This is a genomic window from Acidimicrobiales bacterium, assembly GCA_035512495.1.
Lineage (GTDB): Bacteria > Actinomycetota > Acidimicrobiia > Acidimicrobiales > CADCSY01 > DATKDW01.
The window spans coordinates 1-15,671 of sequence record DATKDW010000016.1 but is presented as its reverse complement, the minus strand read 5'-3'; the positions used below and the strand labels follow the sequence as shown (position 1 = coordinate 15,671).

The following is a 15,671-nucleotide window of genomic DNA, read 5'->3' as shown; positions in this document are numbered from 1 at the left end:
GAGGTCTCGGTCGGTGAGGACGACCCCGGCGACGACATCAGCTTCCTCCTCGGGGCCAACGTGGGGGAGGGTCTCGCTCCCTTGCGCAAGGTCGCGTCGGGCGGCGAGCTCGCCCGGACGATGTTGGCCCTCCGCCTGGTGCTGGGCGACCACGCCGACGGCCCCAGAGGCGCCGGTTCCCTGGTGTTCGACGAGGTCGATGCCGGGATCGGCGGTGAGGCGGCACTTGCGGTCGGCCGTTCTCTGGCGGCCCTGGGGCGGACCACCCAGGTCCTCGTGGTCACCCACCTCCCGCAGGTCGCCGCCTTCGCCGATGCCCAGGTGGCGGTGACGAAGGACGACGTCGACGACCGCACGGTCGCCTCCGCGCGCCTGCTCGACGATGCTGGTCGGGTGGTTGAGCTGTCGCGCATGCTCTCGGGTCAGCCGGGGAGCGCCGCCGCCCACGACCACGCCGAGGAGCTGCTCGCCGTGGCGGCACGTGAGCGGGGGCGGTGATGGCCCGCCCACTCGACGAGCTCGACGTGGTCCGTGGCCCGGCCCGCGTCGACACCCGCACCAAGGACCTCGCCAAGCGGCTCCGCCCCGGTGACGTGGCCATCATCGACCACCTCGACCTCGACCGGGTGGCAGCCGAGGCGCTCCTCGAGGCTCGCCCGGCCGCCGTGGTCAACGCCGCAGCTTCGATCTCCGGTCGCTACCCCAACTTGGGACCGCTTCTCATCACCGCCGCCGGCATCCCGCTCGTCGACGGCGTGGGTCCCGAGGTCATGGAGGCGGTGAAGGAGGGGGACAAGGTCACCGTCCGAGGAGGCGCCGTGGTGGCGGGCACCTGGACGGGCAACGGTGACCGCCAGTCGATCGCCACGCTCGAGGAGCAGATCGAGGCAGCCAAGGCCTCGATGGGTGGTGAGCTGGAGCGCTTCGCGGCCAACACCCTCGAGTACATGCAGCGCGAGCAGCACCTCCTGCTCGACGAGCCCGAGGTGCCCGACGTCGGTGTCGACATGCGGGGACGCCACGTCCTGGTGGTCGTCCGCGGCCACGACTACAAGGACGACCTGGCGGCCCTGCGCCAGGGCGGCTACCTGGCCGACATGCGTCCGGTGCTCATCGCCGTCGATGGTGCCGCCGACGCCCTGCTCGAGATCGGTCGCCGCCCCGACATCATCATCGGCGACATGGACTCGGTGTCCGAGCGAGCCCTCCGCTGCGGTGCGGTCGTGGTCGTCCACGCCTACCGCGGAGGTGAGGCGCCCGGCGCCGCGCGCCTCGTCGACCTCGGCGTCGAGCACCTCCTCTACGAAGCCCCCGGGACCAGCGAGGACATCGCCATGCTGCTGGCCTACGAGAACGGTGCGAAGCTCATCGTTGCCGTGGGGACCCACAGCTCCATGGTCGACTTCCTCGACAAGGGCCGAGCCGGGATGGCCTCTACCTTCCTCGTCCGGCTGAAGGTCGGCCCGATCCTCGTCGATGCCAAGGGGGTCAACAAGCTCTACGACGGTCGCGTGCGCAAGCGCGACGTCTTCCTGCTGGTGGGTTCGGCGGTTGCCGCCCTCGTCGCCGTGACCGCCATCAGCCAGCCCGCCCGCCTCTTCCTCGAGCAGCTCTGGCTGCTCGCCCGCTAGGACAATGCTGAGCTTCCGCTACCACGTCGTCTCGCTCGTCGCCGTCTTCCTCGCCCTCAGCATCGGCGTGATCGTCGGTACCACGGTGATCGACCGCGCCCTCGTCGACCGACTCGAGGACCAGCAACGGATCCTCCGCGACGACATCGACGACGCGCGTGACACCAACCGTGCCCTCAGCGACGAGATGGATGAGCTGCGGGAGCGCTCCGACCGCCTGGCGTCGGAAGGCGGCGAGCGCCTCGTTGCCGGCACGCTCGACGATGTGCCCGTCCTGGTCATCGCGGTCCGGGGCCTCGAGGGGGAGGTCCACGACGACCTGATGGAGCTGGTGGGGGCGGCAGGTGCCGATGTCCGCGGGACGGTCTGGCTGTCGGCGCGGTTCGCGCTCGACGACGCCGACGATGCGACGGCCATCGCCGGTGTCCTGGGCGAGCGCGCCGAGCTCCCGCGCGGCGTGCTGCGGAACCTGGCCGTCATCCGGTTGGCGGCCGAGCTCCGAGGCGCTGCCGCCGAAGAGGAGGTCACCGGTGAAGGAGGCGACGAGGACACCGCCGTCGACGCCGACGCCGGGGCCGGGGAGGAGGGACCACCGCCCGGTGGCTCTCTGCTCGACGAGCTGGTGGCGACCGGGTTCGCTGAGATCGATCTCGGGGCCGAGGTCGCGGCGGACGAGGCACTCGTCCGCCCGGGCACCCGGGTGGTCGTGCTCAGCGGCGTCGCTGCCATGGTCGACGACGAGGTGCTCGGGCGCCGGCTCGCGCTGGAGCTGGTGGTGACCGGCCGTGCCGAACCTCCGATGGGCGTCGTGGCGGTCGAGCCCGCCGCGCCCACCCCTGAGGAGGACGAGCCCGACGACGAGGTCGAGGAGGGCGAGGCGTTCGTCGAGGGCCTGCGGGCGGCCGGCAACCTGGCCACCCGCCTCTCCACGGTCGACAACCTCGACGAGTTCTCGGGGCGGCTGGCCACGATCCTCGCACTCGAGGACCTCGGCCTCGGGGTGACGGGCCACTACGGCACCCGTCCGGACGCCACCAGGCTGTTCCCGGCGCCCCCGTCGACGTCGCCGAACGACGAGGGATGACGGCGGCGGCGGCCGCCGGCGCGCCGTCGGTCGACCTGGCCCGGTCGACGGTGGCGATGACCGCCATCACGCTGCTCTCGCGGCTCACGGGCTTCGTGCGGATCCTGGTGGTGGCGGCCGTCCTCGGCACCACCTTCCTGGGGAACACCTACCAGTCCGCCAACACGATCCCGAACCTGCTCTTCGAGCTCTTCGCCGCCGGGGTGCTGCAGGCGGTGCTGATCCCCAGCCTCGTCGAGCTCCTCGACCAGGGGGATGAGGCAGAGGCCCAGCACGTCACCGGCTCCGTCCTGGGCCTCGCCGGCGCGGGCCTCGCCGTCCTGGCGGGCATCGGGGCGCTGGCCGCTCCGTGGGTGATGCGGGTGCTGGTGTCGGGGGTGGCGTCCCCGGAGGTCCGGGAGGCGCAGATCCGCCTCGGGACCATCCTGTTGTGGTTCTTCCTGCCGCAGGTGGTGCTGTACGCCGCTGGCATGGTGGCCACCGGGGTGCTCAACGCCCGTGGGCGCTTCTCCCTCCCCGTCTTCGCCCCCGCCGTGAACAACGTGGTGGTGACCGCCTCGTACGGGCTGTTCTGGTACCTGAGGGACGGCGCCAGCCCCAGCTTGGACCTCACCGGTGCGCAGATCCTGGTGCTCGGCGGTGGCACGACCCTCGGTGTGCTCGCCTTCTGCGCCGTGCCGGTGATCGCCGTGGTCCGCAGTGGCTTCTCGCTGCGGCCCCGCTTCGACTTCCGCCACCCCGAGGTGCGCCGGATCGCCCGGCTCGGCGTCTGGGCCGCCTTCCTCCTGGCCGGCACCCAGGTCCTCATGGCCGTGGTGCTGGTGCTTTCGAACCGGGTCGAGGGCGGCGTCGTGGCCTACCAGGTGGCGTTCACGTTCTTCCTGCTCCCGCACGCCCTCTTCGCCCTCCCGGTGCTGACCGCGCTGTTCCCCATGCTGGCCCGGCACACCTCGACGGGCGACGACGCCGCCTTCAGCCGGGCGGTCGGCTCCGGTGTCCGGGTCATCGCCTACCTCGTGCTTCCGGCCACGGCCTTCTTCGTCGCCATGGCCGGGCCGCTGTCGGACGCCTTCCTCTTCGGGGAGATCACCGGGGACGGCGCCCGCCAGGTGGCCGGTTCGGTGGCCGCGTTCGCCCCCGGCCTCCTCGGCTACGGCGCCTTCCTGTTCCTCGCCCGTGCCTTCTACGCCCGTGGCGACACGCGCACCCCGGCGCTGGTGGGCGCGGCGGTGGTGGTCGGCGGCGCCGTCATGATGGTGGCGAGCTTCAACCTCGTCCCCGACGATGCGCGGGTGCCCGCCCTCGCCGGCGCCCACTCGGTCGCCTACCTGGCTGGGTCCGTGGCCATCTTCGTGCTCCTCCGGCGACGGGTCCCGGTCGGGAGCCCCGGGCCCGTGGTCTCCTCGCTCGCTGCCGGCGTCGCGTCGGCCGCGCTCGCCGGGGCGGCCATGGTGGCGGCGGCGACCGTTGTCGAGGTGGGAGGCCGCCCCGGCGCCCTCCTCACCCTGGCGTTCGCCGGCTCGGTGGGTCTCGTCGTCTACGTGGGAGCGCAGGCGGTCGTCGGGCGCACCCCTCCTCGCGCTGTCGCCGACATGATGAGGGGCCGGTGATGGGCATGGAACGCCCCCTTCGCATCCTCCAGCTGCTCGGCCCCTCGACTGGCGGGATCCGCCGCCACGTCGCCCACCTCTCCTCCTCCCTCGAGGAGCGCGGCCACCTGGTGCGCGTGGCCGGGCCCAGCGGGGTCATGGAGGGCGTCGGACGGCTCGACCACGTGGTCGAGGTACCAGCCGGCCTCGACCCACGATCTGCCGTCCGGGCGCGGCGCGATCTCACTGCGCTGGCCGCCGGCTTCGACCTCGTGCACGCCCACGGCCTCAAGGCCGGGTGGGTCGCAGCCCTCGTCCGGCGCCGGCCCCCGCTGGTCGTGAGCGTGCACAACCTCGTCCTCCGGGGGGCCACTGGCCGCTCCTACCGGGGCCTCCGGATGCTGGAGGCGGCCCTGCCTGCCCGAGTTGACGCCGTGATCGCCGTCTCCGGAGGCGTGGCGCGCCGCTTCTCGGGGTCCGCGGGGGCCGACCGGATCAGCGTCGTCCCGCCGGCCGGCCCGGCGCCGGACGTGCGGCGCACGTCGGCCGAGGTTCGGGCCGATCTGGGGATCGGCCCCGGCGAGCACCTGCTCGTCACCGCGGCGCGGCTCCATCCGCAGAAGGGCCTCGACGTCCTCATCGACGCGGTCGCCGCGCTCCGCGACCGGGTGCCGGGGGTCCGGGCGGTGGTCTTCGGCGAGGGTCCGCTGGAGGGAGAGCTCCGCGCTCGCATCGAGGCGCTCGACCTCGGCCGGGAGCTGCATCTCGCGGGCAGCCGGGCGAGCGTCGCCGACGAGCTCGCCGCCGCCGACGTGGTGGTGGTGCCCTCCCGGTGGGAGTCCGGGCCGCTGGTGGTCTTCGAGGCGCTCGCCCTCGGCCGGCCGGTGGTCACCACCGCGGTCGGTGCTGCCCCCCAGGTCGTCATCGACGGCCAGACCGGTCGCCTCGTGGCGGTGGACGACGCCGCCGGGCTCGCCCGTGCCGTCGAGGAGATGCTGACCGAACCGGCGGCGGCGGCCAGAATGGCGGCCGCGGGCCAGGAGCTGGCCCGGCAGCGCTTCGGGCCCGTCACCTTGGTCGACGGCGTCGAAGCCGTGTACCGCGACGTGGTGGGAGGCTCGTGAGACGACCGTGGCATCGCTTCGGCCTGCTGGTCGTGTTGGCCGCCGTGGTGTTGGCGACGGTCGCACCGGCGGGCGCGCTCGACGACGACCACCCGGTCGAGCCGGGAGGGGAAGTCGAGGCCATCGGTGACGGAGAGGTCGCCGCCGTCGAGAGGGTGCTCGTGATCTCCCTTCCGACCGTCCGGTGGAGCGACGTCGTCGAGCACCGGCCCCCGGCGCTTGTCGGCCTGCTGGAGCAGAGCGCTGTCGCGTCGATGAGCGTCCGGACGATCGGGGCGGTGTCCCTGCTCGCTCGCTCCTATGCCACGATCGGCGCCGGGAACCGGGCCACCGTCTCGCTGGGCATCGCCGGGCTCAGCTTCCCGCCGGGCTCGTCGTTCGAGGGTGGCGATGCCTTCCAGGTCTTCGAGCGGCGCTGCGCCTGTGCGGCCGAGGGGGCCGCCTCGGTGCACGTCGGGATCGCCAACATCAGCGCCGCCAACGACCGGCTCCTGTTCGGCGCCGTCCCAGGGTCGCTCGGTGAGGCTCTGCGCGATGCCGGGAAGTTTGCCGGAGCGGTGGGCAACGCCGACCAGTCCCTCGCCGCCGTGAGCGAGGCGATCCAGCGTGACGTGGCGCTCGCAGTCATGGACACCGATGGGCGGATGTGGCGGGGCGCGGTCGGACCGCAGCTCCTGGTCGACGACCCGGCGGCTCCCTTCGGAGTCCGCGCCGACATCGACGCCACCCTCGACGCATTGGCCACGGCGTGGGGGGACAGCGACCTGGTGGTCCTCGAGGCATCCGACCTCGAGCGGGCCGACCGCTACGCCCCGTGGACCACCCCCGCGGCCCGGACGGCCGCCCACGCCACGGCGATGGCGAGCGCCGATGCCCTCGTGGCCGGCGCCCTGGACTTGGTGGACCTGGAGCGCGACCTCGTCATGGTCATCGGGCCCACCGACCCCCGTCCGCTGCCGGCAGAGCTGACGATCGCGGCGATCGCCGGCCCGGGATTCCGGCCCGGCCTGGCCTCCAGCGGGACCACTCGCCGGGACGGCTACGTCACGCTCCCCGACGTCGCCCCCACGATCCTGCGCGCCCTCGGAGTCGAGGTGCCATCGGCGATGAACGGCGCGCCGATGACTGTGGCAGGCGACCGTCAGCCGAGCATCGACACCTTCCGGAGCCTGTCGGGTGACAACGACATCGCCGTGTTCCGCAATGCGGTGGCCGGGCCGATCTCGGTGGCGTTCATCGCGATCCAGGTCCTCACGTACCTGCTGGCGGTGGCGGCGCTGACCGGGGGACGCCGGCGGCTCCGGCCGGCGGTCACCTTCATGGCGCTGACGACCATGGCCGCGCCATCGGTGGCCTTCCTCTCCGGGCTGGTCCCCTACGACGTCCTGGGGCAGGCCGGCTACGTGGTTGCGTTCTTCGCCGCCTCGGCTGTGCTCGCAGCGGTGGCCTGGGCAGTCGGCCGCTGGGTCGGCAGGCCCTCGAGCCGTGGCGGCCGGATCGGCGCCGTGGTCGCCCCGCTGCTCCTCGCCGGCCTGGTCCTGACCGTCCTCCTGGTGGATGTGGCCTCCGGTGGGCGGCTCCAGATCGACACCGTCTTCGGCTACGGGGGTGGCCCCATCGTCGCCGGGCGCTTCGCCGGCTACGGGAACCTGGCGTTCTCCCTCGTCGCCATCGCGGCCATCGTCGTGGGCACGGGGATGTGGGGAGTCCTCCGGCTCCGGCGGCCCGCCTCTGACACCACCGCCCCCCACACCACCGGTGACCGCCTCCTGCTGGCAGGGATCTCGGTGCTGTTCGTGGTGACCGTGCTCGCCATCGGCCTGCCCCAGCTCGGCCTCAACGTCGGTGGCGTGCTCTCCTCGGTCCCGGCGTTCATCGTCACCATGCTGATCCTGAGCGGGGTCGCCCTCAGCTGGCGCCGCGTCGCCCTCGTCGGGGTCGCCAGCGTCGGGGTCATCGCCGCCTTCGGCCTTCTCGACCTGACCCGCCCCGAGGAGTCGCGGACCCACCTCGGCCGCTTCATCAGCCTGTCGGCCGACCAGGGCGCCGAGGGGTTCACCACGGTGATCCAGCGCAAGGTGGCGTCGAACCTCAACATCCTCACCTCGTCGGTGTGGACGTTGCTGATCCCCGTTGCCGTCGGGTTCATCGCCTTCCTCGCCTGGCGCCAGCCCGGGTTCCTGCGCCGCCTCCACGGGTGGATGCCGGGTACCCGAGCATGCCTGGTCGGCGGCTTGGTCCTGGCCGTGCTGGGTGGGGTGCTCAACGACTCGGGGGTGGCCATCCCCGGGATCCTCTTCGCGGTGCTGTTGCCCTACCTGACGGTGCTGATCCTGCGAACCGCGGAGCCGTGACCGTCGCTGTCGCCGTCGCCGTCGGGGTGCTGGTCGGGGCGGCGGTGCTCCTGGCCACCCACCACCTGCTGTCGCAGCCCGTCTTCTCCCGGACGAACCACCGAGGGCGCCCCGTCCCCACCGCCGGCGGGCTCGTCGTCGTCATCGCCGCCCTCGGGGTGGAGGCAGCATGGTCGCTCGCCGAGGTGGGAGGCCTGCTCGATCCGGGGGCGACAGTCGCCCGGCGGGCGGTCCTGCTCGCGGTGGTCGGCTTCGGCATGCTGGGCCTGGTCGACGACCTCGCCGGCAGCGGCGAGGACGGGCGCGGCTTCCGCGGCCACCTGAGGGCCCTCGCCCGCGGGAGGTTGACCACAGGCGGCCTCAAGCTGTTGGGCGGCGCGGCCATCGCCATCGTCGTATGCGCCCCCCGGGCCGACGGACGGCTCGGTCGCCTGCTGGTCGACGCCATGCTCGTGGCGCTGGCGGCCAACCTCGGCAACCTCTTCGACCGGGCGCCCGGTCGGACCACCAAGGTCGGGCTGGCCGCGGGCCTTGTGGTGGTCGCGGCCGCCGGCGCCCCGACGAGCCTGGCGGGGACGGCGGTCGTGCTCGGGGCCGCGCTCGCCACCCTCCCCGCCGACCTTCGGGAGCGCCTCATGCTGGGCGACACCGGCGCCAACGCCCTCGGCGGGGCGCTGGGCCTCGGTGTGGTGCTGGCCTTCGCCCCCCCGGTCCGGTTGGGAGCGCTGATCGCCGTGGTCGTCCTCAACGTGGCCAGCGAGGCGGTGTCGTTCAGCCGCGTGATCGACACCGTGCCGCCCCTGCGGTGGCTCGACCGCCTGGGGCGTGCCGCATGACCGGTCGATCGGGGCCGTCCGCGCCGAGGAGGCGCCGACGCGGTACCGTGAAACCCCGAGCCATGCTGACTCGGGAGGCAACGTGACAAAGCACATATTTGTGACCGGTGGGGTCGCAAGCTCCCTGGGCAAGGGGATCACCGCCTCCTCGCTCGGCCGCCTCCTGAAGTGCCGGGGGCTGCGGGTCACCATGCAGAAGCTCGACCCGTACATCAACGTCGACCCCGGCACCATGAACCCGCTGGAGCACGGTGAGGTCTTCGTCACCGACGACGGAGGCGAGACCGACCTCGACCTCGGTCACTACGAGCGCTTCATCGACGAGAGCCTGTCGCGGGCCTCCAACGCCACGACCGGCTCGATCTACCAGACCGTGCTGGCCGCGGAGCGCCGAGGCGACTTCCTGGGCAAGACCGTCCAGGTGGTGCCCCACATCACCGACGAGATCAAGCGCCGTATCCAGCGCCTCGCCAGCGACGACATCGACGTGGTCATCACCGAGGTCGGCGGCACCGTCGGCGACATCGAGATCCTCCCGTTCCTCGAGGCCATCCGCCAGCTGCGACTCGACGTAGGCCGCGACAACGTCTGCTACGTCCACGTGTCGCTGGTGCCGTTCATCCGTGCCTCGGGCGAACAGAAGACCAAGCCCACCCAGCACTCGGTCACCGAGCTGCGCAGCCGGGGCATCCAGCCCGACGCCATCGTCCTCCGCAGCGAGAGCCCGATCTCCTACGAGCTGAAGCGCAAGATCTCACGGCTCTGCGACGTGCCGGTCGAGGCGTGCGCCAACGCCGCCGACGCCGGCAACCTCTACGAGATCCCCCTCGTGCTCCACGAGGAGGGCCTCGACGACTACGTGTGCCAGCAACTCCGCCTCCCGGAGGCCGAGACCCCGCCCGACCTGCGGGCCTGGGAGCGGCTGGTCGAGCGGGTCGACGCGGCGGACCAACCGGTGCGCATCGGCATCGTCGGCAAGTACGTGAGCCTCCCCGACGCCTACCTCTCGGTGGTGGAGTCGCTGAAGCACGGCGGCTTCCACCATGGCGCCAAGGTCGAGGTGGAGTGGATCCACGCGGAGGAGGTCGAGGGCCTGCTGGTGGAGGGTCGCCTGCGCCACCTCGACGGCATCGTGATCCCCGGTGGTTTCGGCGAGCGGGGGATCGAGGGCAAGATCGCCGCGGCCGGCTACGCGCGGGAGCACGACATCCCCTGCCTCGGGCTCTGCCTCGGCATGCAGGTGATGACCATCGAGTTCGCCCGCAACGTCCTCGGCCTCACCGGTGCCAACTCGGCGGAGTTCGATCCCCGTGCCCCCCACAAGGTGATCGACCTCATGGACGCCCAGCGCGACGTGGTCGACATGGGCGGCACCATGCGCTTGGGCGTCTACCCGGCCCGCCTCACCCCCGGCTCGCGGGTCGCGATCGCGTACGGCACCGAGCTGGTCTACGAGCGCCACCGCCACCGCTACGAGTTCAACCCCGCCTACCGCAGCCGCTTCGAGGGCTCGGGCTTCCTCTGCTCGGGGGTATCGCCCGACGACCGCCTCGTCGAGTTCATCGAGCTCGAGGACCACCCGTTCTGGGTCGGCACCCAGGCCCACCCGGAGTTCAAGAGCCGGCCCGAACGACCTGCCCCGCTGTTCCGCGAGCTCATCGGCGCCGCCTTGGCCCGTGCCGACGGACGCCGTCCCCGTCTGCCCCACCTCGAGGAGCGACCCGAATCGGTCAGCACCCCGGGCGCCTGAGGTGGCGGGGTTCGCCAGCCAGGGTGAAGAGGTCATCCACGAGGGCAACGTGATCACGCTCGTGGAGGGGACCTTCACCGACCCCTCGGGGGAACGGTTCACGCGCGAGGTGGTGCGCCACCCCGGCGCGGTGTCGGTGGTCCCCGTGCTCGAGGACCGTGCCACGGTCGTGCTGGTGCGCCAGTTCCGCCCGGCGATCGGGGCCGAGGTCCTCGAGATCCCCGCCGGCAAGCTCGACGTCGACGGCGAGGATCTCGAGGCGGCGGCCGGCCGCGAGCTCGAGGAGGAGGTCGGCCAACGGGCCGGCCGCCTCGTGAAGCTGGCCACCTTCCACACCACACCGGGATTCTGCGACGAGGTGGCCACCGTGTTCCTCGGGCTCGACCTGGTGGCGTGCGCCACGTCGGCCCAGGGCGTCGAGGAGCAGCACATGACGATCGAGCAGGTCGCCCTCGACGACGTGCCCAGCATGATCGCCGACGGCCGTCTGACCGACGCCAAGACGATCATCGGCCTCCTCCTCGCCCGGACCCACCTCGTCGGCGAGGACGCCCCCGCAGGCTGAGGGCCGGGTGGCGCCCACTACGGTGGCGCGGTGATCGTCGGGGTGCCGCGTGAGGTCAAGGAGGGCGAGCACCGCGTTGCGCTCACGCCCGACGGCGTCCGTGAGCTCGTGGCGGGTGGCAGCGACGTCGTCGTCCAACACGGCGCGGGAGCGGGCTCCTCGATCGTCGATGCCGACTACGAGGCGGCCGGTGCCCGCCTGGCCTCGGTCGAGGAGGTCTGGGCCTCGGAGATGGTCGTGAAGGTGAAGGAGCCCCAGGACGACGAGCTGCGGTGGCTCCGTCCCGACCTGGTGCTGTTCACCTACCTGCACCTGGCCGCCTACCCGGCCGTGGCCGAGAGCCTCCTCGAGTCCGGAGCCACCGCCCTCGGCTACGAGACGGTGATGGACGGTGCGGGACGCCTGCCGCTCCTCGCCCCCATGAGCGAGGTCGCAGGCCGGCTCGCCACCCAGGTGGGAGCCCACTACCTCGAGGTCGGAAACGGGGGCCGAGGCGTCCTGCTGGGCGGCGTGCCCGGGGTCCGCCCGGCCCGCGTGGTGGTCATCGGCGCCGGGAACGTCGGCTGGAACGCGGCGTGGATCGCCGCGGGGATGGAGGCGGAGGTGATCCTGCTCGACAACAACCTCGACCGGCTCCGCTGGGTCGACCAGATCCACCGTGGGCGCATCCTGACCCTCGCCTCGAACCGCGGCGCCGTCGAGCGGGCGGTGGCCGAGGCCGACCTCGTGGTGGGCGCCGTCCTCGTTCCCGGCGGGCGGGCGCCGACCGTGGTCACCGAGGAGATGGTGGCCGGCATGAGGCCCCGGGCGGTCATCGTCGACGTGGCCGTCGACCAGGGAGGGTGCGTGGCGACCACGAGGGAGACCACCCACGCGGCGCCCACCTACGTCAGCCACGAGGTGGTGCACTACGCGGTGGGCAACATCCCGGGCGCGGTGCCCCACACCTCCACCTACGCCCTCACCAACGCCACCCTGCCCTTCGTGGCCGCCGTCGCCGGGCAGGGGGTGGCGGGGGCGGTCGCCGCCGACCCGATGGTGGCCTCGGGCATCAACGTCGCCAGGGGCGAGGTGGCCAACGCCGCCGTGGCGTCCGCCCTCGGTCGACCGGTGGTCGAGCCCTCCGCCCTGCTCGCCTGAGCGTGGCCGTGCCCGACGACGTCGACCCCGCGGTCGTGCTGCCCCTCGAGGCCGAAGAGCTCCTGGCCTGGCTGGCCGCGGAGAAGGGCCGGGCAGAGAACACCCTCCGGGCCTACCGGCGGGACCTGCGGGCGTACGCCACGTGGCTGCACCGGCAGGGTAGGAGCCTCGACGACGTCACGCCCGAGGTGGTCGAGGCCTACGTGGCCCACCTCCGGACGGAAGGCCGGGCCCCCGCATCGGTGGCTCGTGCGCTCGTGGCCGTCCGATCTCTCCACCGCTTCCTCGTCGACGAGGGCGGCGCCACGGGCGATCCGGCGGGCGGCGTGGAGGTGCCGAGAGTGCCCCGGGGCCTGCCCAAGGCGCTCACCGAGGAGGAGGTCGCCACCCTGATCTCCTCGGTCCTCGGCCACGACCCGATCGCCAGACGTGACCGCGCCATCCTCGAGGTGCTCTACGGGACGGGGTTGCGCATCTCGGAGCTGGTGGGCCTCTCCCTCGCCGACCTCGACCTCGACGGCGGTGTCCTTCGGGCGATGGGGAAGGGTTCGAAGGAGCGCCTGGTGCCGCTGCTCGGCCTTGCCGAGGCGGCAATGCGGGAGTGGCTGTCGCGCTCGGGCCGGGAGGCTCTGGCTCCGGAGCGGTGGGCCCGGCGGGGCGACGCCGAGGCCGTCTTCCTGAACGCCCGAGGGGGGCGCCTGTCGCGCCAGGGGGCATGGGGGATCGTGCGCCGCCACGGGGACCGGGTCGGCCTCGCCGACCGGCTGACCCCCCACGTCCTGCGCCACTCGTGCGCCACCCACCTGCTCGACCACGGTGCCGACATCCGGGTCGTGCAGGAGCTGCTCGGGCACGCCTCGATCTCGACGACCCAGGTGTACACCCTGGTATCCACCACCCGGCTCCGGGCGGCCTACGAGTCGGCCCACCCGCGTGCTCTGAGGGCGCCGGGGCGCTGACCACCCCTCTGGCGTCGCAGTGGCTCAGGGGTTCTGTACCCTGAGCCGATGGCCACCACCGACCAGCACCAGCAGCTCCGGTCCGCCCTCGAGGAGGAGCGGGACCAGCTGGTGACCCAGCTCGAGGAGCACGGCGTCGACAGCGCCGGCATGGAGTTCGACGAGAACTTCGCCGACTCCGGTCAGGTAGCGGCCGAGCAGGGTGAGAACCGGGCGCTGCTGAACCAGCTCGCCGACACCCTCATCGACGTCAAGCACGCACTGACCAAGCTCGACGACGGCGGCTACGGCGCTTGCGAGCACTGCGGCGAGATGATCAGCAAGGCCCGCCTGGAGGCCATGCCCGCCAGCCGGTACTGCATCACCTGCGCCCAGCGGCGCTAGCCAGCCTCTCGTGGGCGTCGACTGGGCTCAGGTCGCGCTCGTCCTGGCCGTGCTGGTCCCGTCGGTCATCCTCCACGAGGTCTCCCACGGCGTGGTGGCGCTGTGGCTCGGCGACGACACGGCGAAGCAGGCGGGCCGCCTCACCCTCAACCCCCTGCCCCACATCGACCCCATCGGGACCGTCCTGCTGCCGATCATCCTCTCGCTCGGGGGCCTGGGTGCCTTCGGCTACGCCAAGCCGGTGCCGGTGCGGCCCAACCGGCTGCGGAACCCGCGCCAGCACTCGATGTACGTCAGCCTCGTGGGCCCGGCGGTCAACATCGTGCTCGCTGTGGCGGCGGCTCTGGCCTTCCGGGTGCTCTACCGTGACTCGGGCGCGCTCTTCCTCTCCGACCTGCCGGTGGCGGGGCGGGCGCTGTTCCTCTTCGGTTTCATCAACGTGATCCTGGCCGTGTTCAACCTGCTCCCGATCCCGCCGCTCGACGGGTCCGCCATGATCGAGCGCGTGCTCCCGACGTCTTGGTGGCCGGCGTGGCTGCGCGTGCGCCAGTACTCCATCGGGATCATCCTCATCGTGGTGCTGGTCTTCCCCGGCGGGCTCAGCCGAGTGTTCGACCCCGCCCTGAGCTTGTGGCGCGGGCTGCTGTGAGGCGACTGCGCCCGCTCGGCCATCTGGCGCGACGCTTCCTCGCCTCGTCGCGCCCGGGCGGGCCGTCTCCCGCCGAGGACGGCTGGGCTCGGTCGCACCTGCTCCCCGGTGAGGCGGCCCTCTGGGAGCGCATGAGCGGGCCCGACCGCCGGCACAGCGCTGGGGTCGCGCGGCGGGTGCAGGCCGAGCTGGGGGCGGGCGCAACCCGGCCGGTCGTGGCCGCCGCCCTCCTCCACGACGTGGGCAAGGTGGAGTCGGGGCTGGGGACCGTCGGTCGGGTGGCCGCGACGGTGATCGGTGCGCTCGCCGGCCAGGAGCGACGGTCGGGCTGGGGCGGCCGCATCGGCCGGTACCTGGTTCACGACCGGATCGGCGCTGCGTTGCTCGAGCAGGCCGGCAGTGACCCCCTCACCGTGGCCTGGGCGCGCGAGCACCACCTACCACCGCAGCGCTGGACGGTGGAGCGGGCACTGGCCGACGCCCTCAAGGCCGCCGACGACGACTGAGCGGTGGCTCGGTCGAGGGGCAGAGTGCCCCGCGGGGCACTCGGCCGCTCTTGCGCCATCTGCGATGGCGATACATCTAAACTAGTTGGATGGCTAGGTCAGTTGGGGTCCACGAAGCGAAGACCAACCTGAGCGAGCTGCTGCGGTTGGTCGACACGGGCGAGGAGATCACGATCACCCGCCGGGGAGAAGCGGTGGCTCGCCTGGTCCCGGCGCCGCGAGGCGGTGTCCCTGCCATGGGCTTCGACCGGCATCGCCTGGAGGTGCCCGGCGACCTCGACGATCCGCTGCCCGACGACCTCCTCGACTCCTTCGAGTCGTGAGACTGCTGCTCGACACCCACGCGTTCCTGTGGGCGGCGGCGCGTCCCGAGCGCCTGGGCCAGCAGGAAGCCCTGGTGGCCGACCCGTCGACGACGCGCCTGCTCTCTGCAGCGTCCTCGTGGGAGATCGCCATCAAGCACGCGCTCGGCAAGCTCGTGCTCCCTGAGGCCGCGGCGGCGTACGTACCCGAGGTGATGCGGCGCCTCCTCGTCGAGGGCCTGCCGGTCGAGCACGCCCACGCCCTGGCGGTGGCCGACCTGCCCGAGCACCACCGCGACCCCTTCGATCGGCTCCTCGTCGCACAGGCCCAGCAGCTCGGGGTGCCCATCCTCAGCGCCGACCCCGCCTTCGCCGCCTACGACGTCGAGGTCCTGGTTCCTTGATGCTGAAAGCGATCTGACCCCCCAGGGACGGATCGTCGAGCGTCAGGTGCGGCTCGGCCACGGCGGCGGTACGTGCAAGCCCGCTGACGAGCCGGCAGGGAGTCAATAGCGCGGGCTTCGAGAACCGTGGCAGTGTCCTGCGGATGGGGTTCGAGGATCGCTTCCGGTTCAGTGTGCACGCTGTCATCCCAAACGCGGCGGGACGAGTTCTTCTGCTGCGCCAGACGTACGGGGATCGGAGATGGGGGCTGCCCGGCGGGAGTGTGGAGCCGGGCGAGACGATCACCGACACCATTGCCCGTGAGTGCCGTGAAGAGATCGGCGTCGATGTCGCGCTGGGTCCGTTGACCGGCTGGTACTTCCACTCCGCTGTCGAAGCCCAGGTTGGAATCTT

Annotated in this window: 17 protein-coding genes; all 17 read left to right on the top strand. The window is 72.5% G+C overall.

Annotation, left to right across the window (positions count from 1 at the left end; genetic code table 11):
- Positions 1-498 (top strand): hypothetical protein (locus VMN58_01465; GenBank protein HUF31858.1); only part of this gene is annotated, 498 nt, incomplete at its 5' end.
- A complete protein-coding gene (gene steA / locus VMN58_01460) occupies positions 498-1,631 on the top strand; it encodes a putative cytokinetic ring protein SteA (GenBank protein ID HUF31857.1) in 1,134 nt (377 codons plus the stop codon). The genes VMN58_01465 and steA, both read left to right, overlap by 1 nt.
- Before the next feature lie 4 nt (positions 1,632-1,635).
- The gene (locus VMN58_01455) at positions 1,636-2,715 is read left to right on the top strand and encodes a copper transporter (GenBank protein ID HUF31856.1); all 1,080 of its coding nucleotides are present in this window, start codon (positions 1,636-1,638) and stop codon (positions 2,713-2,715) included.
- Entirely contained in the window at positions 2,712-4,325 is a 1,614-nt protein-coding gene (murJ, locus tag VMN58_01450; protein ID HUF31855.1) for a murein biosynthesis integral membrane protein MurJ, read from the top strand. Before VMN58_01455 ends, murJ begins: the two co-directional genes overlap by 4 nt.
- On the top strand, positions 4,325-5,428 hold the full coding sequence (locus tag VMN58_01445) for a glycosyltransferase family 4 protein (protein ID HUF31854.1): 1,104 nt from the start codon (positions 4,325-4,327) through the stop codon (positions 5,426-5,428). The genes murJ and VMN58_01445 overlap by 1 nt, the downstream gene beginning before the upstream one ends.
- Positions 5,425-7,782: a hypothetical protein gene (locus VMN58_01440; protein HUF31853.1), complete on the top strand. Its 2,358-nt coding sequence runs from the start codon at positions 5,425-5,427 to the stop codon at positions 7,780-7,782. Before VMN58_01445 ends, VMN58_01440 begins: the two co-directional genes overlap by 4 nt.
- Complete coding sequence (locus VMN58_01435) at positions 7,779-8,618, top strand: hypothetical protein (protein ID HUF31852.1); 840 nt, start codon at positions 7,779-7,781, stop codon at positions 8,616-8,618. The genes VMN58_01440 and VMN58_01435 overlap by 4 nt, the downstream gene beginning before the upstream one ends.
- Before the next feature lie 82 nt (positions 8,619-8,700).
- A complete protein-coding gene (locus VMN58_01430; GenBank protein ID HUF31851.1) occupies positions 8,701-10,368 on the top strand; it encodes a CTP synthase in 1,668 nt (555 codons plus the stop codon).
- Positions 10,369-10,417: 49 nt separating this feature from the next.
- Positions 10,418-10,933, top strand: a complete 516-nt coding sequence (locus tag VMN58_01425; GenBank protein ID HUF31850.1) for an NUDIX hydrolase — start codon at positions 10,418-10,420, stop codon at positions 10,931-10,933.
- Positions 10,934-10,963: 30 nt separating this feature from the next.
- Positions 10,964-12,073 carry an alanine dehydrogenase gene (gene ald, locus VMN58_01420; GenBank protein HUF31849.1) on the top strand — a complete coding sequence of 370 codons (1,110 nt, stop codon included), beginning with the start codon at positions 10,964-10,966 and terminating at the stop codon, positions 12,071-12,073.
- Between the two features lie 8 nt (positions 12,074-12,081).
- Positions 12,082-13,032: a site-specific tyrosine recombinase gene (locus tag VMN58_01415; protein HUF31848.1), complete on the top strand. Its 951-nt coding sequence runs from the start codon at positions 12,082-12,084 to the stop codon at positions 13,030-13,032.
- A 48-nt stretch (positions 13,033-13,080) separates the two neighbouring features.
- Entirely contained in the window at positions 13,081-13,416 is a 336-nt protein-coding gene (locus tag VMN58_01410) for a TraR/DksA C4-type zinc finger protein (GenBank protein ID HUF31847.1), read from the top strand.
- Positions 13,417-13,426: 10 nt separating this feature from the next.
- Positions 13,427-14,065, top strand: a complete 639-nt coding sequence (locus tag VMN58_01405; GenBank protein ID HUF31846.1) for a site-2 protease family protein — start codon at positions 13,427-13,429, stop codon at positions 14,063-14,065.
- A complete protein-coding gene (locus VMN58_01400; GenBank protein ID HUF31845.1) occupies positions 14,062-14,571 on the top strand; it encodes a hypothetical protein in 510 nt (169 codons plus the stop codon). Before VMN58_01405 ends, VMN58_01400 begins: the two co-directional genes overlap by 4 nt.
- Positions 14,572-14,660: 89 nt before the next feature.
- On the top strand, positions 14,661-14,894 hold the full coding sequence (locus VMN58_01395; protein HUF31844.1) for a type II toxin-antitoxin system prevent-host-death family antitoxin: 234 nt from the start codon (positions 14,661-14,663) through the stop codon (positions 14,892-14,894).
- Positions 14,891-15,277, top strand: coding sequence for a type II toxin-antitoxin system VapC family toxin (locus tag VMN58_01390; GenBank protein ID HUF31843.1), 387 nt, complete (start codon positions 14,891-14,893; stop codon positions 15,275-15,277). Before VMN58_01395 ends, VMN58_01390 begins: the two co-directional genes overlap by 4 nt.
- Before the next feature lie 143 nt (positions 15,278-15,420).
- The coding region (locus tag VMN58_01385) for an NUDIX domain-containing protein (protein ID HUF31842.1) at positions 15,421-15,671 on the top strand (251 nt) is incomplete at its 3' end.